Source organism: Neorhizobium sp. T7_12, from assembly GCF_002968535.1.
Taxonomy (GTDB): Bacteria; Pseudomonadota; Alphaproteobacteria; order Rhizobiales; family Rhizobiaceae; genus Neorhizobium; species Neorhizobium tomejilense.
Map to the genome: position 1 here is coordinate 31,810 of NZ_PVBK01000001.1, position 20,872 is coordinate 52,681.

Below are 20,872 nucleotides of genomic sequence, written 5' to 3' on the forward strand. Positions count from 1 at the left end.
TGATTATGGCTATCAGGATTACGGCGGTCGTTTTCATTTTGATCGGCTTGGCTCTGGCCGTCGGCGGCGGGCAACTGCTGCTGCTTGGAGGCAGCGCCTATTACATCATCTGCGGTCTTGGCTTCGTGCTGACCGGCATCCTGCTTTTCCTGAGGAGCGCCATGGCACTCAGGGTCTATGCCGTGATCGTGCTGGCTTCGCTCGCCTGGGCGATCTGGGAAGTCGGGCTCGACTGGTGGCAGCTCGGCCCGCGCGGCGGCTTGATCATCGTGCTGGGCCTCTGGCTTCTGACCCCTTGGGTCCGCACCCCGCTCGGCTTTTCAAGCCCGACCGGCATGCGCTACGGCGCCAGTGCCCTGCCGCTCGGAATTGCGCTGATGATCGCGGTCGTCGTCGCCGTCGTCTCGATGTTCCTTGATCCGCTGGACCAGAGCGGCGAGCTTCCCGAACAGTCCGTCGCGGCCGCTCCGCCGATGGGCGCCAACGTGCCGCCCGGCGAATGGCACCAGTACGGACGAACTCCTTATGGGCAGCGTTATTCGCCGCTCGACCAGATCAAGGTCGACAACGTCGCCAGCCTCACGGAAGTGTGGCGCTACCAGACCGGGGACGTGAAGCGCCCTGACGACGTGGGCGAGACGACCTATCAGGTGACGCCGCTCAAGGTCGGCAATTCGCTCTATCTCTGCACGCCGCACAATCTTGCGATCGCGCTCGATGCGACGACCGGCAAGGAGAAATGGAAATACGACCCGAATTCCGGAATGAACCCGGATCGCCAGCACCAGACCTGCCGCGGTGTCAGCTATTACAAGGACGCAGCCGCCGCTGCCGGCAGTCCGTGTGCGGAACGGGTCTATCTGCCGACGTCGGACGCGCGGCTGATTGCGCTCGATGCCGCGAACGGCCAGGTCTGCACCTCTTTCGCTGACAACGGAACGCTGCAGCTCACCAGCGGCATGCGGTACAATCCGGCCGGTTACTACTACTCGACCTCGCCACCGGCGATCGTCGGCAACAAGATAATCATCGGCGGGGCGGTCAACGACAACTATTCCACCCAGTCGCAGTCCGGCGTCATCCGCGCGTTCGACGTCAATACCGGGCAGCTGATCTGGAACTGGGATTCGGGGAACCCGTTCCAGACGCAGCCGCTGCAGCCCGGCCAGACGTACACGACGAACTCCCCGAACAGCTGGTCGGTGTTCAGCGTCGACGAGGAACTGGGCCTCGTTTATATACCGCTCGGCAACCAGGTGCCGGACCAGCTCGGCATGGGCCGCAGCGAGAATGTCGAGAAATATTCCTCCTCGATTGTCGCGCTCGATCTCAATACCGGCGCCGATCGATGGGTGCGCCAGACGGTGCATCACGATCTATGGGACATGGACGTCCCCGCTCAGCCGGTTCTCCTCAACATCACCAAGCCGGACAATACGGTGGTGCCGGCGCTGGTCGGTCCGACCAAGCAGGGCGACATCTACGTGCTCGACCGGCGCAGCGGAGAACCGATCATCCCGATCACCGAGGAACCGGCGCCCGGAGGTGCCATCCCGGAAGATCGTACCGCGCCGACGCAGCCGACCTCGGCCTTGTCGTTCAAGCCGAGGCCGCTCGAGGAACGGGACATGTGGGGCATCACGATGTTCGACCAGATGGTTTGCCGCATCTGGTACCACCAGTACAACTATCTCGGCCGATACACCCCGCCGTCGCTGAAAGGCTCGATCATCTATCCGGGCAATTTCGGCACGTTCAACTGGGGCAGCGTCGCGGTCGATCCGGAACGGCAGGTGATGTTCGGCATGCCCACCTACCTCGCCTTCACCTCAAGGCTGGTGCCGCGTGCGGACATTCCGCCAAAAGGCCAGGGGGAGAAGGGCAGCGAGCAGGGCCTCAACCGCAACGAGGGCGCGCCCTACGGCGTCTTCATGGGTCCGTTCCTCGGACCGCTGCAGATCCCCTGCCAGGCGCCGCCATGGGGCTACGTCTCGGGCGTCGACCTCAGGACCGGCCAGATCGCCTACAAGCATCGCAACGGCACGGTCTACGACATGACGCCGCTGCCGCTGCCCTTCAAGGTCGGGGTGCCCGGCATCGGTGGGCCGATGATCACCAAGGGTGGCGTGGCGTTCCTCGGCGCTGCGGTCGACAACTACCTGCGCGCCTATAACCTCACCAACGGCCGCGAACTCTGGAAGGCGCGGCTGCCGGCCGGCGGGCAGGCGACGCCGATGACCTATGCGGTCGACGACGGGCGCCAGTTCGTGGTGATGGTGGCCGGCGGACACGGCTCGGTCGGCACCAAGCCCGGCGACTACGTGATCGCCTATGCGCTACCGCGATAGGCGGAGCCAAACGAAAGGCCCGGCCGTCCGACGCCCGAGCCTTTCCGTACACCATTTATCGGGGGTTACATCGGGCGGGTAAAACGGAGTTCGTTGCGCACGGTGGCCACTCCGCCGACGCCGAGCGCCACCTCCTCGGCTCGTGCAATCTCGCTTTCCAGCTGGACCGTGCCGCTCAACGTGACCTCGGAGCCGCGGGCGATGACGGCGACGTCGCTTGCATCGATACCGCCGGCAGACGCCAGCGCATCGGAGACCGCCCCTTCGAGCGTCGCGCCTGGCGGAAATTCCGCCTCCACCTCAGGGGGCGTCTCGTGAAAATGCTGATGCTTGAAGACCATTGTCGTACTCCGTTCTGACACGGCACGACAACGCGCGGCGAGGGCGATTGGTTCAGCGCCCGCCGGCGAGAACCGTGGCGATGATCTCCTCAAGCTGGTTCTGCGAGAAGGGTTTTGGCAATCGCGGCAGCCGATCGTCGCCGCCGGTGGGCAATTCCGCGTAGCCGGTTGCCAGCACCACCGGAAGGCCCGGTCTTTCTTCGCGGATGACGGCGGCAAGTTCCGAGCCGGTCATGCGCGGCATCGAGTGATCGGTGATGACGAGATCGATGTCATGGGCGCCGCTTCTCAGCTCCTTCAGGGCATCGGTGCCGCTATAGGCTTCGATCACGGTGTGGCCGAGATCCTCCAGCATCAGCGTGGTGTTCATCAGGACCAGCGCGTCGTCATCGACGGCGAGAATGGTCAGGCGTCCTCGGGGAGTTGCAATTGGTGAAGGCATGTTCTTCTCCGAAGACTGCGGACAATCGTTTGCATCTACCGCAGGCAGGTAGAGCGAAACAGTGGTGCCCTTGCCCTTTTGGCTTTCAATATCGAGTTTGCCGCCCGACTGCTCGGTCAGGCCCTGCACCATGGAAAGTCCGAGCCCCGTTCCCTTGCCGACACCCTTGGTCGTGAAGAAAGGCGTCGTCGCGCGGATCAGGGTCTCCTCGTCCATGCCTTCGCCGCTATCGGCGACCGAGAGCCGGACATATCGGCCGGGCTTCAGCCTACCGGTCGTCTCGTCGGCCGAATATTCCTCGGCGCTGATGACGATCGTGCCGCCGCCGGCCATCGCGTCGCGGGCATTGACGACAAGGTTCAGAAGCGCGGTCTCGAGCTGAACCGGGTCGCTCGCGACGTGCGGCAGGTTCTTGGCAAAGCGGGTTTCCACGGAGGCGGAGGCGCTGAGCGAGCGCTGAACGAAATCCATCATGCCGCCGACAAGTGCCGCCACGTCGATGGCCTGCATGTTCAATTCCTGTCGCCGGGAGAATGCCAGCATGCGCTGGGTGAGGGCAGCACCCCGCTCGGCACCCTGAATGGCATTATCCAGCAGCGGCATCAGCGCCGGATCGTCGGGTAGGCGTTTCTTCAGGATTTCCAGGCTGCCCAGCACGGCCATCAGCAGATTGTTGAAATCGTGGGCGACGCCCCCTGTCAGCTGGCCGATCGCCTCCATCTTCTGGGATTGGAAAAGTTCCTCGCGCGCCTGGGTGAGGGCCTTCTGCGCCTCGACTTTTTCAGTGATGTCGCGCGTGATCTTGGCGAAGCCGAGAAGCGTGCCTTCCTCGTTGCGGATCACGTCGATGATCACATGCGCCCAGAAGCGCGTGCCATCCTTGCGCTGCCGCCAGGCTTCCCTCTCGAATCGCCCCTCGCGCCGTGCGGTCTCCAGGCTACGGGTGGGTTCGCCGCGCTCGCGATCCTCCGGCGTGTAGAATTTTGAAAAATGCTGGCCGACGATTTCGTCCGCAGTATAGCCCTTGATGCGCGCGGCACCCGCGTTCCAGTTGCTGACGCAACCGTCCGGGTCGAGCATGTAGAGAGCATAGTCGGTGACTCCCTGGACGAGGAGCTGGAATTTCTCCTCGCTCAATCGGAGTTCCGTTTCGGCTTTTTTCCGTTCGGTCAGGTCACGGGTCACCTTGGCGAAGCCGAGAAGCTCGCCGGAACGGCCCCAGATCGGGTCGATGATGACATGGGCCCAGAAGCGGCCGCCGTCCTTGCGGACCCGCCAGCCTTCCTTTTCGAAGCGGCCTTCTGTCGCAGCGGTCCGCAAAGCGTGCTCGGGCGCCCGCGCCAACCGGTCTTCCGGGGTATAGAAGCGGGAAAAGTGCTCGCCGAGGATTTCCCATGCCTCGTATCCCTTGAAACGCTGGGCGCCGGGATTCCAGCTGACGATCTTGCCCTCAGGGTCAATCATGTAGATCGCATAGTCGGTGATGGCGTCTACGAGAAGACGATAGCGTTCCTCGTCAAGCAACGAAACGTCGTAACTTTGCGGCACACTCATCAATAGTCCCCGGCCCACGACGTTAGTGCTCTAACGCTCTGCAACAACGAAAAGTTGTGACTATGCAACAGGATCATTACTCTTCCCCGGCCCACGAAGCCCGTGGTCTAACGCGACATAATGTCCAAGTCCCATTTTGGTTCCCTGTTTCCCAAACTTTTTATCTTGCGCTCCCCACGACGACGAGCCGACACGGGTTGACGGATGACGGATTTTTCTTTACGACTGACGAAAGATGAAAATCGTCACACGTAAAACGAAAGACTTCAGCGGTATGGATACCAGCGAAAATACCCTGGACACCTCGCGGCAGGAAAATGTCAGCCGCATCCTTGATGCGGCGGAGCGGCTGTTCAAACATTACGGCTACACGAAGACGAACGTGGCGGATATCGCGCGGGATCTCGGCATGTCGCCCGCCAATATCTACCGTTTCTTCTCGTCCAAGGCCGACATCCATCAGGCCCTGGCGCACCGTATGCTCGACGGCAGCTATCAGGCGGCACTCGCCAACGCGAAGCGGCCGGTGAGCGCCGCCGAACGGCTGCGTAATCACGTCCTACAGCAGCACCGCTTCACGCTCGAGACCATGCTCGACGAGAAGAAGGTGCATGAGATGGTGGTGATCGCCATCGAGCAGCAATGGCCGGTCATCGAGCAGCATCTCGAACGCATCCGCCTCGTCATTGCTGACCTTATCAAGGACGGCATCGAAGCCGGCGAGTTCCGCGAGCAGGATCACCAGCTCGCGGCCGAATGCTTCATGTCGTCCGTGGTCATCCTCTGTCATCCGCAGCTCATTGCGGATTGCCTTCTGGAGACCCGGATCGGCAAGCCCGAGGATCTCGTGGAATTCGGCCTCAGGGCCCTCAGATAATTCGCCTGAAATAATTCCGGGGCGCCAAGGGGGCGTCTTGATCGAAAACCCGCCACCAGGAGTGCGGAACAATGTTTTTCGTAAAGACCAGACATAATGTCTCGTTTCTCATCAAAGGCCTTCTAGTCGCGACCGCGTTCGGCGCACTGACGGCCTGCTCGGAAGAGAAAAAAGCCGAAGCCCCGGAAGTCGTCCGCCCGGTCAAGGTGACTGAGGTTGCCGCCGCCGATCACGGCCGCAAACTTCAATATTCCGGCTCCGTCAAGGCGCGCACCGAGATGAACCTCGGCTTCCGCGTCGCCGGCAAGATCACCGAACGGCTCGTCGATGTCGGCCAGCGCGTTCGCCCCGGCGACGTGCTCGCAAAGCTTGACGCCGTCGATTACCAGCTCGCTGTGCGCCGTGCCGAGGCCGATCTCGCCTCCGCCCAGAAGCAGGTCGAAATCTCCGGCCTCGCCCGCCGACGGGCCGAGACGCTTGCCGAAAAGAGCATTTCCTCCCAATCACAGTTCGAACAGGCGCAACTTGCCAACGACCAGGCCATCTCGCAGAGGGAATCGGCTCAGTCGGCGCTCGACCAGGCCCGCAACCAGGTCGCCTATACGGAATTGAAGTCGGACCAGAACGGCATCGTCACGACGGTCAGCGCCGATATCGGCCAGGTGGTCGCGTCCGGTACCCCGGTCCTCTCCGTCGCGGTCGAGGGCAGCAAGGAAGTGCAGATCGCCGTCCCGGAAATGGACGTCGCTCAGTTCAAGCCGGGCAAGACGGTGAAGGCTCGCTTCTGGTCGGCTACCGATCTCGTCCTCGACGGCAAGGTCCGCGAAGTGGCCGGTAGTGCCGATGCGCAATCGCGCACTTTTGCAGTTCGCGTCAGCCTGCCGGACGACCCGCGGGTCCTGCTCGGCATGACCGCGACGATCGAGGCGGACGAAGACAATGCCATCGCCACCTATGCCGTTCCGCTTGCAGCGCTTTCCAAGAAGGACGGCCAGTCCGTCGTCTGGATCGTCGACCGCGGCAAGGGCACCGTCAGTTCGCGCGCCGTCAAGGTCGCCGACTTCTCCGACGACGGCGTTCGCGTCGCCGAAGGCATTGCCAAGGGCGACCTCGTCGTCTCGGCCGGCACCCAGTTCATGAAAGAAGACATGAAGGTCAAGCTGCCGGAAGCCATCGCCTCCCGCTTCGGCAGCGTCAGCAGCCTTACCACCGCATCGCTCGCGCCCTGATCGCCAGGCTTAAAGGACCCAAGACCATGAGCTCCTCTCATCAGGCCAATCCCCCGGAAAAGGGCGGGTTCAACCTGTCCCGCTGGGCGATCGCCCATCCGAGCATCGCCCGCTTCCTCTTCGGCCTCATCATCGTCATGGGCGCGCTTGGCGTCATGAACATGGGCCAGAAGGAAGATCCCGACTTCACCTTCCGCGTCATGGTCGTGCAGACCGTCTGGCCCGGCGCCTCCATCCAGGAGATGCAGGACCAGGTGGTCAACAAGGTCGAGCGCAAGCTGCAGGAAACCCCGCATCTCGACTGGGTCAAGTCCTATACCCGCGCCGGCGTGGCGATCACCACGGTACAGATCAAGGGCGACACCAACACCGCCGAGGTCAACGACGCCTTCTACCAGGTCCGCAAGAAGATCGGGGACATCACCCAGGATCTGCCGGCCGGCCTGCTCGGTCCTTATTTCAACGACGAGTTCGGTGATACCTACATCACCCTCAATTCGATCAGCGGCGAAGGCTACAGCTATCCTGAGCTGAAGCAGTTCGCGATCCAGGCCCGCGACATGCTGCTCGCCACGCCCGGCGTCGAAAAGGCGGTCATTCTCGGCGACCAGCCGCAGAAGATCTTCATCGACGTATCGTCCAAGGCGCTCGCCGAGCGCGGCCTCACGGTCCTCAACATCCGCGACGCGCTCTCCGGCCAGAACAATATCGATCCCGCCGGGAACATTGAGACTGCCGAGCGCTCGGTACGAATTGCGGTCGAAGGCGGCGTCACGACGCCTGAAGATATCCGCGAGCTGCGCCTTCGCGCCGGCGACCAAGTGATCCGGCTCGGCGATATCGCCACCGTCACCAACGGTCTCGAAAACCCCTATCAGCGCAAGTTTCGCTTCAATGGCCACGACAGCGTCCAGCTTGGCGTCGTCATGGCGAAGGGCTTCAAGGTAACCGACGTCGGGCACGAGGTCGAAGCCACCTATGAGCGCTTCGAACAGACGTTGCCGGTCGGCGTTTCCGTCGAGCAGGTCTCCAACCAACCGGAAGTCGTCACCGAAGCGGTCGGCGAGTTCACCCAGGCCCTGCTGGAGGCTCTCGTCATTGTCCTCATCGTCTCGCTGATCTCGATCGGCTGGCGTTCGGGCATCGTCATCGCCATCACCATTCCGCTGGTTCTGTCAGCTACGTTCGCGATCATGTTCTACATGGGCATCGAGCTGCAGCGCATCTCGCTCGGCGCGCTGATCATCGCGCTCGGCCTGCTCGTCGACGATGCGATGATCGTCGTCGAGATGATGGAACGGAAGCTGGAGGAGGGGCTCGCACGCCTCGATGCCGCCACCTTCGCCTATTCATCCACCGCCTTTCCGATGCTGACCGGCACGTTGATCACCACTGCCGGCTTCATCCCTGTCGGTTTCGCCGATTCCACCGCCGGCGAATACGTGCGCTCGCTGTTTTACGTGGTGGGCATCGCGCTCGTCGTGTCGTGGTTCGTGGCCGTCTACTTTACTCCCTGGCTCGGCTACATGATCCTGAAGCAGCGGGCGCACGCAGGCACCCATCACGATGCCTATGACACCCGGATGTATCGCGGCGTCCGGCATGCGGTCGGCTGGTCCGTGCGTCACAAGGCTATCGTGCTGCTTCTCACTCTCGGCGCCTTCGTCGGCAGCCTGTGGTCATTCCAGTTCATCCCGCAGAGCTTCTTCCCACAGTCCTCGCGGCCGGAAATCCTGGTCGACATGTGGCTGCCGGAAGGCACGGCGATCGAGGAAGTCGAACGTCAGGCGAAAGCCCTTGAAGACAAGATCCTGCCCGACGCGGACAAGACCTTCGTCGCGACCTATATCGGCGAGGGCGCGCCGCGCTTCTTCCTGCCGCTCGACCAGCAGCTCCGTAACCCCAACTACGCGCAGCTCCTGATCATGTCGAAGGACGTCGATGCCCGCGAGCGTCTGATCGTCAAGCTGCGCGCCATCCTCGCGCAGGACTTCCCGACCGTGCGCGGCAAGGTCGACCGCCTGTTCCTCGGCCCGCCGGTCGGCTGGCCTGTCCAGATGCGCGTCACCGGCCCGGACCCGGCGGAAGTGCGCCGCATCGCCGACCAGGTCAAGGAACGTTACCAGCAGCAGCCGCTGTTCGGCGCGATCCATGACGACTGGATGGAACCGGTCACAGCCATGAAACTGGTCATCGACCAGGATCGTGCCCGGGCGCTGGGGGTCACCTCGCAGCGTGTCCGCCAGATGCTGCAGACAGCAGTCTCCGGCGCTCCGGTCAGCGACTTCCGCGATGGCGAGGAAACCGTCTCGATCGTCGTCCGCGAACCGGATGCCACCCGCAACCTGCTCTCGGCGGTCCAGTCGGTCTATGTGCCGACGGATTTCGGCGGCTTCGTCCCGGTCTCGCAGATTGCCAAGGTCGTGCCTGTCCTCGAACAGGGCATCGAATGGCGCCGCGACCGCCTGCCGACGATCACCGTCAAGGCAACGCTGCCGGATGGCATCGAACCGACCCAGGTGTCGATGAACCTCTACAGCAGCATGGCCGACCTGCGTGCCAGCCTGCCTGCCGGTTATCATGTCGAGATCCAGGGCGGTGCGGAAGATGCAGCCGAAAGCCAGAACTCGATCGCTGCCAAGGCGCCGATCATGCTCCTGGTCATCCTCGTGCTGCTGATGATCCAGCTGCAGCATTTCGGCAAGGCGATGCTGGTACTGGCGACCGGTCCGCTCGGTATCATCGGCGCTGCCATGGCGCTGCTCATGACCGGTGCGCCGTTCGGCTTCGTGGCGATCCTCGGCGTCATCGCGTTGCTCGGCATCATCATCCGCAACTCGATCATCCTTGTCGACCAGATCGACCAGGACATCGCGGCGGGGATGGAGCGGATGGAGGCGATCGTCGGTGCAGCCGTACGCCGTTTCCGGCCGATCATGCTGACGGCGCTGACAGCCGTGCTGGCGCTCTACCCGATCTCGCGCGGCGTGTTCTGGGGGCCGCTCGCCTATGCGATGATGGGCGGTATCCTGGTCGCAACGGTGCTGACGATCCTCGTCCTGCCAGCCGCCTACGCCCTCTTCTTCGGCCGCGAACCCAAGAAGAACAAGGACGACCGGTCGCCCGCCAATCAGGGCGACCTCTTCGAAAGCCGTGACGACCTGCCGATGGCAGCGGAGTAACGGCGAGCGCCTTCCTCGGGAGCCTGGTAACTCCTGAGGAAGGCGTCCTGATTGGCCTTGACGGACTGGAAGATATAATCCCTCACCATCCGCACCCGGGGGATCTGGCTCAGGTCACGATGGCACATCAGCCAGTAGCCGCGTCTCAGTTCCACCTCTTCCGGCAGCACGATTTCGAGATCCGGCCGCGTGCGGGTGATGAAGTTCGGCAGCACGCAAAGACCGAGACCGTTCAGCGTCGCGGTCAGCTGCGCAAAGATGCTGGAGCTCTGGAAACGCGCCTTGATGCCCGGATGGACGTCGCCAAGATAGTCGAGCCCGGGCGCGAAGATCATATCCTCGATATAGCCGATGAAGGGATGCGACAGCAGATCCTGCCGGCAGCGGATCGGACCGGCCTTGGCGAGGTACGACTTCGCGCCGTAGACGTTGAGACTGTAGTCGGTAAGCTTTTCCGTCAGATAAGGCCCGTCCTTCGGTGGATCGAGCGAGACGGCGATATCCGCTTCCTTGCGCGACAGCGACATGATCTGCTGGATCGTCACCAGTTCCAGCGAGATGTTCGGATGGCTGTCGCAGAAGCTGCGGATCTTGTCGGCGAAGAAGAAATTCGCAAACCCTTCCGGCGTGCTTAAGCGAACCACGCCGCGCTGCGCCGTGGTGCCGGAGGCGACATCGGCCTGCAGCCGGTCGGCCTCGGTCTCGATGCGCTCCGCCGTCTCGATGAAGCGCTGGCCCATGCCGGTCAGGACATACCCACGTGGATTGCGCTCGAACAGTTTGACCTTGAGGGCGAATTCCAGCCGGTCGATGCGCCGGGACACGGTCGCGTGGCTGGTGCGCAATTGACGTGCCGCGGTGGACAGCTGTCCACTGCGCGCCACGGCCAGGAAATATTGCAGATCGTCCCAGGTGAAGTTCTGATTGTTGCTCAATTCGTTCCCGTCTGTTCAAAAATGCACAGATGCTGTTTGCAATTAATTACAGCGGCCTGCTTGCGTCAACGGCCGTTTTCCTGAACCATGCAATCCGGAGCAGCCGCTTTGAGGAGAACGGCTCACCAATTTTGAACAGACCCTTCAAATTTTCTGGGCCTATTCTCTGGGAGGAGAAATTATGCGCAAGACAATTATGACGTCACTTGTAACGTCCCTGGCCGTCGTTCTCGCAAGCAGCGCGGCATTCGCGCAGAGTGCGTCCGACAACAAGGTCAAGATCGGCATCCTGAACGACCAGTCGGGCGTCTATTCCGAGTTCGGCGGCAAGTCGTCGGTCGAGGCGGCCAAGATGGCGGTCGAGGATTTCGGCGGCAAGGTTCTCGGGGCTTCGATCGAGATCGTCGATGCCGACCATCAGAACAAGGCGGACATCGCCTCCAACATCGCCCGCCAGTGGTACGATACCCAGCAGGTCGATGCGATCATGGAGCTGACGACCTCGTCTGTGGCGCTCGCCGTGCAGGCAATCGGCAAGGAAAAGAAGAAGATCGACATCGTCACAGGCGCGGCGACCACCGATCTGACCGGCAAGGCCTGCAGCCCCTACGGCTTTCACTGGGCTTATGATACGCATGCACTGGCGGTCGGTACCGGCGGCGCGCTCGTCAAGCAGGGCGGCGACAGCTGGTTCTTCCTCACCGCCGACTATGCCTTCGGTTATTCGCTCGAGCAGCAGACCGGCGACTTCGTGAAGTCCTCCGGCGGCAAGATCGTCGGCGCGGTCCGCCATCCGCTCGCCACCACCGATTTCTCGTCCTTCCTGCTGCAGGCACAGTCCTCCGGCGCCAAGGTCGTCGGCCTTGCCAATGCCGGCCTCGACACGGCGAACGCCATCAAGCAGGCCGCGGAGTTCGGTATCACCGCCGGCGGTCAGCGCCTCGCAGCACTGCTCTTCACGCTCGCCGAAGTGCACGGCCTCGGCCTGCAGGCGGCCCAGGGCCTGACCCTGACCGAGGGGTATTACTGGAACCTCGACGACAAGAGCCGCGAGTTCGCGAAGAAGTTCTTCGCACGCACCAAAAAGATGCCGAACATGGTCCATAGCGGCACCTATTCGGCGGTTACCCAGTATCTGAAGGCAATCCAGAAGGCCGGCAGCGACGATGCGGATGCCGTCTCCAAGGCACTGCACGAAATGCCGGTAGACGATTTCTTCGCCCGCGGCGGCAAGGTCGCCAAGAATGGCCGGATGATCCACGACATGTACCTGCTGCAGGTCAAGAAGCCGGGTGAAAGCAAGGAACCCTGGGATTATTTCACCGTACTCGCCACCATCCCGGGCAAGGACGCCTACATGGATCCCGCCAAGAGCGGCTGCGATCTGGTGAAATAATGGCGGTCGCCGCGACAGCAAAACAAGAAGAGTCGCGGGTGGTATTGTCCGCCCGCGGCCTCTCGAAAAGCTTCGGCGCCTTCATGGCGGTGAAAAACGTCGATCTCGACGTCCACCATGCGCGCGTCCATGCGCTGATCGGCCCGAACGGCGCAGGCAAGACGACCGTCTTCAACCTGCTCACCAAGTTCCTGCAGCCGACGGCGGGTTCGATCACGCTTCTGGGCACGGACATCACCAAAACGCCGCCGGACAGGATCGCCCGTATGGGGCTGGTCCGCTCCTTCCAGATTTCGGCGGTCTTTCCGCATCTGACGGTGCTCGACAACGTGCGCGTCGCGCTGCAGCGGACGAACGGGCTTTCGACGCAGTTCTGGCTTCCGGTCTCCTCGCTCGATCGCCTGAATGCGCGGGCCGACGAATTGATCGAGTCGGTCGGCCTGAAGCGCGAGCGCAATGCGCTCGCAGCCGACCTTTCCTATGGCCGCAAGCGCGTGCTTGAGATCGCCACGACGCTGGCGCTCGATCCCAAGGTGCTGCTGCTCGACGAGCCGATGGCCGGCATGGGCCAGGAGGATATCGGTACCGTTTCCAACATCATTCGCGAGGTGGCAAAGACCCGTGCGGTGCTGATGGTCGAGCACAATCTCTCCGTCGTCGCCGACATCTGCCACCATGTGACGGTGCTCCAGCGCGGCGAAATCCTCGCCGAGGGCGACTATGCCACCGTCAGCCAGGACCCGCGCGTCCGCACCGCCTACATGGGCACGGAGGAGGCTTGATGGCACCCTTGTTGCAAGTTTCCAACCTCAATGCCTGGTACGGCGAAAGCCACGTCCTGCACGGCGTCGACATGACGGTCGGCGAGGGCGAGACGATCACCATTCTCGGTCGCAACGGCGTCGGCAAGACAACGACGCTCAGAACCATCGTCGGCATCATCCGTGAGCGGAAAGGCGAAATCCGTTTCGCGGGCAAGGATATGCTCGGCGTGCCGTTGCATCGCACGGCGCATAACGGCATCGGCTTCGTGCCGGAGGAGCGCGGCATCTTTTCGACGCTGACCGTCGAGGAAAACCTGCTGTTGCCGCCGGTCGTGGCCGAAGGCGGCATGTCGCTCGCTGAGATCTACGAGCTCTTCCCCAACCTTGAGGAGCGCCGCTCCAGCCCCGGCACGAAACTCTCCGGGGGCGAGCAGCAGATGCTGGCGATCGCCCGCATCCTGCGCACCGGCGTCAAGCTTTTGATATTGGACGAGCCGACCGAAGGCCTGGCGCCGGTTATCGTGCAGCGGATCGGCGAGGTGCTGAAGACGCTGAAGGAGCGTGGCATGACGGTGCTCCTGGTGGAGCAGAATTTCCGCTTCGCGAGCCGCGTCGCCGATCGGTTCTACCTGATGGACCATGGGCGGATGGTCGCGAATTTCCCGGTGGCTGAGCTGCCGGGCAAGATGGACATGCTGCATAAAGTGCTGGGAGTGTAACGTTATGACGATGATTTTCGGCATACCGCTTCAGGCCTTTCTCGGGCAGCTCCTGATCGGCCTGATCAACGGGTCCTTCTACGCGCTTCTGAGCCTCGGCCTGGCGGTCATCTTCGGCCTTCTGCGCGTCATCAACTTTGCACATGGCGCGCAGTACATGCTCGGCGCCTTTGCGGCGATGCTGATGCTGGAGTATTTCGGCATCAACTACTGGGTTGCGTTGATCCTCGGGCCGATCGTCGTCGGCCTGTTCGGAGCCATCATCGAACGGACGATGCTGTCGCGACTCTACGATCTCGATCCGCTCTATGGCCTGCTCTTCACGTTCGGCCTGGCACTGACCATCGAGGGCACGTTCCGCTATCTCTACGGCGCGGCCGGCCAACCCTATTCGGTGCCGACGCAGCTTGCCGGCGGCACCAATCTCGGTTTCATGTTCCTGCCGATCTATCGCGGCTGGGTGGTCGTCGTCTCGCTGGTCGCCTGCATCGGTACATGGCTGCTGATCGAGAAGACCAAGCTCGGCGCCTATCTTCGCGCCGCGACCGAAAATCCGGTGCTCGTGCAGGCCTTCGGCGTCAACGTGCCGGTGCTCCTGACGCTCACCTACGGGCTCGGTGCGGCGCTCGCCGCCTTTGCGGGCGTGCTGGCCGCGCCGATCTACCAGGTCTCGCCGCTGATGGGCTCGAACATCATCATCGTCGTTTTCGCGGTGGTCGTGGTCGGCGGCATGGGCTCGATCATGGGCGCCATCGTCACCGGCTACATGCTCGGTATTGCAGAGGGCCTCACCAAGGTGTTCTATCCGGAAGCATCCAACATCGTGATCTTCGTGATCATGGCAATCGTGCTTCTACTCCGGCCAGCCGGCCTTTTCGGACGGGATGCGTGAGATGAGCGAGATGACCCAAACCGCTGCCAAGCCGCGTATCGAGCGCTCGGCCACCGCTTCCAGGACCTACACGATCTTCGTGATCATCGGGCTCGCGGCTCTGATCCTCGCGCCGATGTTCTTCTACCCGATCTTCCTGATGAAGCTCCTGTGCTTCGCGCTGTTTGCATGCGCCTTCAACCTGCTGCTCGGTTATACCGGGCTGCTCTCCTTCGGCCACGCGACCTTCTTCGGCGGCGCGGCCTATTTCACCGCCCATGTGGTCAAGGAATGGGGCTTTCCGCCGGAACTCGGTATCCTGACAGGCGTCGTCGGCGCAGCATTGCTCGGCCTGGTCATGGGGTTCTTCGCGATCCGCCGGCAGGGCATCTATTTCGCGATGATCACGCTCGCGCTGTCGCAGATGTTCTTCTTCTTCTGCCTGCAGGCGGAGTTCACCCAGGGCGAGGACGGCATCCAGTCGGTGCCGCGCGGCCATCTGTTCGGTTTCATCGATCTCAACAGCTCGACCAACATGTATTATTTCGTGCTGGCCGTGTTCCTGATCGGCATGGTGATCATCTGGCGGTTCATCAACTCGCCCTTCGGCATGATCCTCAGGTCGATCCGCGAGAACGAGCCGCGGGCGATTTCGCTCGGCTACTCCGTCGCCCGCTACAAGCTCGGCGCCTTCGTGATGTCGGCGGCCTTGGCAGGCCTTGCGGGCGGGCTGAAGTCGCTGGTCTTCCAGTTCGCGACGCTGACGGATGTCGCCTGGCAGATGTCGGGCGAAGTGATCCTGATGACGCTGCTCGGCGGCATCGGCACGCTGATCGGGCCGATCTTCGGCGCTGGCCTGGTGGTCACGCTGCAAAACTATCTGGCGACCTCGCAATTCCCGGTGACGATCGTCACCGGCGTGATCTTCATGGTCTGCGTCCTCGTTTTCCGGCGCGGCATTATCGGGGAATTCTACGCCTCCCGGCTCGGCCGGAAGCTCGGTTTCGAGCACAGACGATAAGATAGAGGGAGGGCGCAGGGATGCGGCTTGCGGGCATGGCTCGCGGGCGCTTCTCCCTGGAGCATAAGCATGGAAAATTACGACTACATCGTCATCGGGGCGGGCAGCGCCGGCTGCGTATTGGCCAATCGGCTATCGAAGGACCCAGGCAACCGGGTGCTGATCCTCGAAGCGGGCGGCAATGACAATTATCATTGGGTGCATATTCCTGTCGGTTACCTCTATTGCATCAACAATCCGCGCACGGACTGGTGTTTTACCACCGAGAAGGAAGAGGGGCTGAACGGCCGTTCGCTTTCCTACCCGCGTGGCAAGATCCTCGGCGGCTGCTCGTCGATCAACGGCATGATCTACATGCGCGGCCAGGCTTACGACTACGACATGTGGCGGCAGATGGGGTGCACCGGCTGGGGCTGGGACGATGTCCTGCCGATCTTCAAGAGATCCCAGGATTTCTACAAGGGCGCCGACGAGATGCACGGCGCCGGCGGCGAATGGCGCATCGAAAAGCAGCGTCTTCGCTGGGCGGTGCTCGACAGTTTCCAGAAGGCAGCGGAAGAGGCCGGAATCCCGATCGTCGACGACTTCAATCGCGGCAGCAACGAGGGCTCCAGCTATTTCGACGTCAACCAGCGCTCCGGGATCCGCTGGAACACGTCCAAGGCCTTCCTGCGCCCGGCGATGAAGCGGCCGAACCTCACGGTGCTCACCAAGGCGCATGTTCGAAAGCTGATCATCGAAAACGGCGAGGTGAAGGGCGTAGAGTTCCAGCACGACGGGGTGGCGAAGAAGGCCTATGCGAGACGCGAAACCGTGCTCAGCGCCGGCGCGATCGGCACGCCGCATATCCTCGAACTCTCCGGCATCGGTCGCGGCGACGTCCTGCAAGAGGCGGGTGTCGAAGTGGTCAAGGAGGTCAAGGCTATCGGTGAGAACCTGCAGGACCACCTGCAGCTCCGCCTCGTCTACAAGGTGACCGGCGTTCCGACCCTCAACGAAAAGGCGTCGAGCCTGATCGGCAAGGCCTCGATCGGGCTGGAATACGCCTTCCGGCGCTCCGGGCCGATGTCGATGGCGCCGAGCCAGCTCGGCATCTTCACCAAATCCGGCCCCGACAAGGAGACGCCGGATCTCGAATATCACGTCCAACCGGTGTCGCTCGACAAGTTCGGCGAACCGGTCCACTCGTTCCCGGCAATGACCGCGAGCGTCTGCAATCTTCGTCCAGAGAGCCGCGGGTCGGTGCATCTGAAATGCCCGGATTTTGCCGCGGCACCGGGCATCCATCCGAATTACCTGTCGACCGCCGCCGACCGCGACGTCGCCGTCAAGTCGATCCGGATCACCCGCGAGATCGTCAAGAAACCAGCCTTTGCGCGCTATCACCCTGAGGAATACAGGCCCGGCCCCTCCTACGAGACCGATGCGGACCTCGAAAGGGCGGCCGGCGACATCGGCACGACGATCTTCCATCCGGTCGGCACCGCGCGTATGGGATCCGATCCGGACAGCGTCGTCGATCCCCGCCTGAAAATGCGCGCAGTCGGAAGGCTGCGTATCGCCGATGCCTCGATCATGCCCAATATAGTCTCCGGCAACACCAACTCGCCGACGATCATGATCGCCGAAAAGGCGGCCGAGATGATCCTGGCGGACAATCGGTAGACCGGAGAAACGCATGTCCGACACACCTGCCCAGAGCGACGAAGTCCTCATCGACCGTATCGGTTCGGCCGCCGTCATCCGGCTCAACCGGCCGAGGGCGCTGAACAGCCTGAACTTCGCCATGGTGCGGGCGATGAAGCAGGCGCTGGAGCAGTTTGCGCGCGATCCGGAAGTCTCCTGTGTCATCCTGAAAGGCGAGGGAGAGCGCGGCCTTTGCGCCGGAGGAGATATCCGGGTCATCTACGAAAGCGGCAAGTCGGACGATCCTGACGTCACGCGATTCTGGCGCGAGGAATTCCCGGTCAACTACATGATCTCCCGCTACGAGAAGCCGTATGTGGCGCTGATGGACGGCATCGTCATGGGCGGCGGCGTCGGCGTCGCCTCGCACGGAAAACACCGGATCGTCACGGAACGCACCCGTCTTGCCATGCCCGAGACCGGCATCGGCTACGTCCCGGATGTCGGTGCAACTTGGCTGCTCCCGCGCGCGCCCGGCGAGACCGGCACCTGGATGGGGCTGACGGGCGAGGTGATCGGCGCGGCAGACGCCATCTATACCAATCTTGCCGACGTGAACGTGCCCTCGGAGCGGCTCGGCCTGCTTGTCGAGGCGCTGGGGGAACTGAAAGGCGGTGCGTCCGACGAGCAGGTGAGGGCGGTGATCGATCGTTTCGCCGTTACGCCGGGTGAAAGCCCGCTCGAAGCCCATCGCGACCTGATCGACCGGGTTTTCCGCTTCGACACGGTCGAGGAGGTTGTGGAAGCCCTGAATAGAGAGGATGATGAATTCTCCATCAGGACGCGCGACATCATCGCCAAGCGCTCGCCGACCAGCCTCAAGCTCGCGCTTCGGCTCATCAGGCGCGGCCGCGAAAGTTCGAGCCTCGTCGAATGCCTGGAGCGGGAATTCACCGCCGGCGCCGAAATCTTGCGCAACCACGATTTCTACGAGGGCGTGCGCGCCGCGATCATCGACAAGGACCGCAATCCGAAATGGTCTCCGGCGACGCTGGAGGAGGTCGGGGATGCGGATCTCGATCGCTATTTCGCTGCGCGGCATCCGGTTCTGTTTCCGGATCACAGACTTTAAAACAACAACGACGACGGGAGGAAGACATGACCAAGATCGCTTTCGTGGGCCTTGGCAATATGGGTGGGCCGATGGCCGCCAATCTTGTGAAAGCCGGTCATGAGGTGCGCGGTTTCGACCTGTCGGAAGCGTCGGTGAAGGCGGCCGCCGAGACGGGCGTGAAGGCCGCCGGTGCGCTGGCGGAGGCGGTGCGCGATGCGGAATGCGTCATCACCATGCTTCCGAAGGGGCAGCACGTCACGGCCGTGTGGACCGATCTCTCCACGCTCATCCCCGAGGGCACTCTCGTCATCGACTGCTCGACCATCGACGTGGAAAGCGCCCGCAAGGCACATGAACTGGCGGATGTCATGAACTGCATCTCGCTCGATGCACCCGTCTCCGGCGGCACCGGCGGGGCGGCGGCCGGCACGCTCACCTTCATGGTCGGCGGTTCGGAAAAGGCGTTCGCCCTGGGCAAGCCGATCCTCGAGGCGATGGGAAAGAAGATCGTCCACTGCGGCGACGCCGGCGCCGGCCAGGCGGCAAAAATCTGCAACAACATGATATTGGGCATCTCGATGATCGGCGTCTGCGAAGCATTTGGCCTCGCGGAAAAGCTCGGCCTTTCGCATCAGGCGCTGTTCGACGTCGCCTCCACCTCGTCAGGCCAGTGCTGGTCGCTCACCACCTATTGCCCGGTGCCCGGTCCGGTGCCCACCTCGCCGGCGAATAACGACTACAGACCGGGCTTTGCCGCGGCGCTGATGCTGAAGGACCTGACGCTGTCGCAGGAGGCCGCAAGACAGTCTGGTGCCGCCACGCCGCTCGGTGCCCACGCGGCCGAGCTTTATGCCGAGTTTGAAAGGACGGGGCACGGCGCGGACGATTTCTCCGCCATCATCCAGATGCTGCGAGAGAAGGCGGGCAGGACGAGCTAGGCCGATTGATCAGGCCGGCGGCGTTTGTTTCCTCTGCGCAAAGGGAGTAAATTCCTGTCCTCTGAGCAATCGGTTCAGGGCTTGTGATGGAGGCAGACATGGGACGCCAATACATCGATTGCCGCGAATTTCCGAGCGAGATGAAATGCACCGTTGCGATCTCGGCGGACAACGCGGATGAACTCGTCAATGCAGCCGTGCAGCATGCCATTTCCGTGCATGGTCACCACGATACTCCGGAATTCCGCACGGAGATCAGGAAGGCTATCCACGAGATGGATGTCCCGCACGCCACCGCCTGACGATGCCGCGACAGGGCTTAGCCGAGACTCCCCGGTGCTGCCTCTTCCAACGAAGCAGCGCCGGTCTGGATGGCGCGCGAAAAGCTCCGCCGTTTATGGCGAATAATGGACAAAATTTCTAACCCCGTCACAAAGGAAAGTCCGCGGTTCCTCGCCGTTTGCTGGGCGTACCGGTAGTTTCACCGGCACAATCCAACACCGGAGACTTGCATGAACCGCCTCCTGATCCTCGGCACCGCGCTTATTGCTCCCTTGGCCGCGCTTTTTGTTACCCCCGCGCTGGCCCAGTCTCCGACGAAGCTGCTCAACGCCTCCTACGACGTTTCGCGCGAGCTGTTCGTCGCCGAGAACGAGGCCTTCATCAAGAGCCATCCGGGCGTCGCCATCGACCAGTCGCATGCCGGCACCTCGAAGCAGGCCCGTTCGATCGCCGAAGGCCTTGAAGCCGACGTCGTGACCTTCAACCAGTCGACCGACATCGATTTCCTCGCCAAACAGGGTTTTGTTGCCAAGGACTGGACCAAGGCATTCCCGAACAATGCCTCGCCCTTCTATTCCTTCCCGTCGTTCCTGGTGCGCGCCGGCAATCCGAAGAACATCAAGGATTGGGCCGACCTCGCTCGCGCTGACGTGCACGCCGTTTTCCCGAATCCGAAGACCTCCGGTAACGCCCGCTACACCTATCTCGCCGCTTACGCCTGGGCCAAGGAAGCCTATAAGGGCGACGAAGAGAAGATCGATGCCTATATCACCAAGATCTTCGACAACGTGCCGGTCTTCGATACCGGCGGCCGCGCCTCCACCACCACCTTCGTGGAGCGCGAAACCGGCGACGTGCTGATCACCTTCGAGGCCGAGACCCGGGGCATCGTCAAGCAGTACGGCGCCGACAAGGTGCAGAGCGTCATCCCGTCGGTCAGCCTTCTCGCCGAGTTCCCGGTCGCGGTGGTCGACAAGGTCGCCAAGAAGCACGGCACCGAAGCCCTTGCGAAATCCTATCTCGACTTCCTCTACACGGAAGAAGGCCAGCGGATAGCCGCCCAGTTCGGCCATCGCGTCCAGAACGAAAAGGTCGCGGGCGAATTCAAGGACCAGTTCCCGGCAATCCGCCTCGTCAAGGTCGATGACGTCTTCGGCGGCTGGGACAAGATCCAGAAGGACCACTTCGCCTCCGGCGGCACTCTCGACAAGCTGTACGGCAGCCGCTAAGCGC

Annotated in this window: 17 protein-coding genes; 14 read left to right on the top strand and 3 right to left on the bottom strand. The window is 62.5% G+C overall.

Features of this window, described 5'->3' with window-relative positions; all coding sequences use genetic code 11:
• The first annotated feature begins 5 nt into the window (after window positions 1-5).
• Entirely contained in the window at window positions 6-2,348 is a 2,343-nt protein-coding gene (locus C5J26_RS00175; RefSeq protein ID WP_105400017.1) for a glucose/quinate/shikimate family membrane-bound PQQ-dependent dehydrogenase, read from the top strand.
• Between the two features lie 65 nt (window positions 2,349-2,413).
• Here C5J26_RS00175 and C5J26_RS00180 read toward each other — a convergent pair whose 3' ends face one another.
• On the bottom strand, window positions 2,414-2,689 hold the full coding sequence (locus C5J26_RS00180) for a BON domain-containing protein (RefSeq protein WP_105400018.1): 276 nt from the start codon (window positions 2,687-2,689) through the stop codon (window positions 2,414-2,416).
• Between the two features lie 52 nt (window positions 2,690-2,741).
• The gene (locus C5J26_RS00185; protein WP_105400019.1) at window positions 2,742-4,685 is read right to left on the bottom strand and encodes a PAS domain-containing sensor histidine kinase; all 1,944 of its coding nucleotides are present in this window, start codon (window positions 4,683-4,685) and stop codon (window positions 2,742-2,744) included.
• A 274-nt stretch (window positions 4,686-4,959) separates the two neighbouring features.
• Between C5J26_RS00185 and C5J26_RS00190 the strand changes: the two genes are divergently transcribed.
• From C5J26_RS00190 to C5J26_RS00200, 3 genes are all read left to right on the top strand, one after another.
• A complete protein-coding gene (locus tag C5J26_RS00190) occupies window positions 4,960-5,562 on the top strand; it encodes a TetR family transcriptional regulator (protein ID WP_105400020.1) in 603 nt (200 codons plus the stop codon).
• Between the two features lie 71 nt (window positions 5,563-5,633).
• Window positions 5,634-6,791, top strand: coding sequence for an efflux RND transporter periplasmic adaptor subunit (locus tag C5J26_RS00195; protein WP_105400021.1), 1,158 nt, complete (start codon window positions 5,634-5,636; stop codon window positions 6,789-6,791).
• Window positions 6,792-6,817: 26 nt separating this feature from the next.
• Window positions 6,818-9,973, top strand: coding sequence for an efflux RND transporter permease subunit (locus C5J26_RS00200; RefSeq protein ID WP_105400022.1), 3,156 nt, complete (start codon window positions 6,818-6,820; stop codon window positions 9,971-9,973).
• On the opposite strand, the gene C5J26_RS00205 is transcribed toward C5J26_RS00200, so the two are convergent.
• On the bottom strand, window positions 9,922-10,908 hold the full coding sequence (locus C5J26_RS00205; RefSeq protein ID WP_105400023.1) for a LysR family transcriptional regulator: 987 nt from the start codon (window positions 10,906-10,908) through the stop codon (window positions 9,922-9,924). The genes C5J26_RS00200 and C5J26_RS00205 overlap by 52 nt on opposite strands.
• A 196-nt stretch (window positions 10,909-11,104) precedes the next feature.
• Here C5J26_RS00205 and C5J26_RS00210 point away from each other — a divergent pair, with 196 nt between their 5' ends.
• From C5J26_RS00210 to cysP, 10 genes are all read left to right on the top strand, one after another.
• Window positions 11,105-12,304: an ABC transporter substrate-binding protein gene (locus C5J26_RS00210; RefSeq protein WP_371681889.1), complete on the top strand. Its 1,200-nt coding sequence runs from the start codon at window positions 11,105-11,107 to the stop codon at window positions 12,302-12,304.
• The gene (locus tag C5J26_RS00215) at window positions 12,304-13,086 is read left to right on the top strand and encodes an ABC transporter ATP-binding protein (protein WP_105400025.1); all 783 of its coding nucleotides are present in this window, start codon (window positions 12,304-12,306) and stop codon (window positions 13,084-13,086) included. Before C5J26_RS00210 ends, C5J26_RS00215 begins: the two co-directional genes overlap by 1 nt.
• The gene (locus C5J26_RS00220) at window positions 13,086-13,787 is read left to right on the top strand and encodes an ABC transporter ATP-binding protein (protein ID WP_105400026.1); all 702 of its coding nucleotides are present in this window, start codon (window positions 13,086-13,088) and stop codon (window positions 13,785-13,787) included. The genes C5J26_RS00215 and C5J26_RS00220 overlap by 1 nt, the downstream gene beginning before the upstream one ends.
• A 4-nt stretch (window positions 13,788-13,791) precedes the next feature.
• Window positions 13,792-14,679: a branched-chain amino acid ABC transporter permease gene (locus C5J26_RS00225; protein WP_105400027.1), complete on the top strand. Its 888-nt coding sequence runs from the start codon at window positions 13,792-13,794 to the stop codon at window positions 14,677-14,679.
• 1 nt (window position 14,680) lies between these two features.
• Window positions 14,681-15,679 carry a branched-chain amino acid ABC transporter permease gene (locus tag C5J26_RS00230; protein WP_046666493.1) on the top strand — a complete coding sequence of 333 codons (999 nt, stop codon included), beginning with the start codon at window positions 14,681-14,683 and terminating at the stop codon, window positions 15,677-15,679.
• A 69-nt stretch (window positions 15,680-15,748) separates the two neighbouring features.
• Window positions 15,749-17,344 carry a GMC family oxidoreductase gene (locus C5J26_RS00235; protein WP_105400028.1) on the top strand — a complete coding sequence of 532 codons (1,596 nt, stop codon included), beginning with the start codon at window positions 15,749-15,751 and terminating at the stop codon, window positions 17,342-17,344.
• Window positions 17,345-17,357: 13 nt separating this feature from the next.
• Window positions 17,358-18,437, top strand: a complete 1,080-nt coding sequence (locus C5J26_RS00240) for an enoyl-CoA hydratase/isomerase family protein (RefSeq protein WP_105400029.1) — start codon at window positions 17,358-17,360, stop codon at window positions 18,435-18,437.
• A 26-nt stretch (window positions 18,438-18,463) separates the two neighbouring features.
• A complete protein-coding gene (mmsB, locus tag C5J26_RS00245) occupies window positions 18,464-19,357 on the top strand; it encodes a 3-hydroxyisobutyrate dehydrogenase (RefSeq protein WP_105400030.1) in 894 nt (297 codons plus the stop codon).
• 98 nt (window positions 19,358-19,455) lie between these two features.
• Entirely contained in the window at window positions 19,456-19,659 is a 204-nt protein-coding gene (locus tag C5J26_RS00250) for a DUF1059 domain-containing protein (RefSeq protein ID WP_105400031.1), read from the top strand.
• 210 nt (window positions 19,660-19,869) lie between these two features.
• The gene (cysP, locus tag C5J26_RS00255; RefSeq protein WP_105400032.1) at window positions 19,870-20,868 is read left to right on the top strand and encodes a thiosulfate ABC transporter substrate-binding protein CysP; all 999 of its coding nucleotides are present in this window, start codon (window positions 19,870-19,872) and stop codon (window positions 20,866-20,868) included.
• The last annotated feature ends 4 nt before the right edge of the window (window positions 20,869-20,872 follow it).